This window comes from Neisseria sp. HMSC065C04, from assembly GCF_001815375.1.
GTDB classification, from domain to species: Bacteria; Pseudomonadota; Gammaproteobacteria; order Burkholderiales; family Neisseriaceae; genus Neisseria; species Neisseria flavescens_D.
This window is the reverse complement of sequence record NZ_KV820380.1, coordinates 1-240: the sequence shown is the minus strand read 5'-3', so window position 1 is coordinate 240 and position 240 is coordinate 1. Positions and strand designations below refer to the sequence as shown.

The window sequence follows — 240 nt, the reverse complement described above, 5'->3', positions numbered from 1 at the left end:
TGTCTTTAACATCGGCTTCAGCGTTCTTACCGTCTTTAATGATAGTAGTAGTGGTATTACCTTCGCCATCAGTGATAGTTACAGTGTGAGTACCATCGCCGTTGTCTTTAACGTCGGCTTTAGCATTCTTACCATCTACACCGTCTTTACCGTCTTTAACGATGGTAGTAGTGACTGAACCGGTCTCAAGATCAGTAATAGTGATTGTATGGGTACCGTCACCATTATCTACAACTTCAC

Annotated in this window: 1 protein-coding gene; it reads right to left on the bottom strand. The window is 42.5% G+C overall.

What is annotated here, in order from left to right:
- A partial coding sequence (locus HMPREF3022_RS00085) for a collagen-flanked surface repeat-containing protein (RefSeq protein ID WP_141756468.1) occupies positions 1-240 on the bottom strand: 240 nt, incomplete at both ends.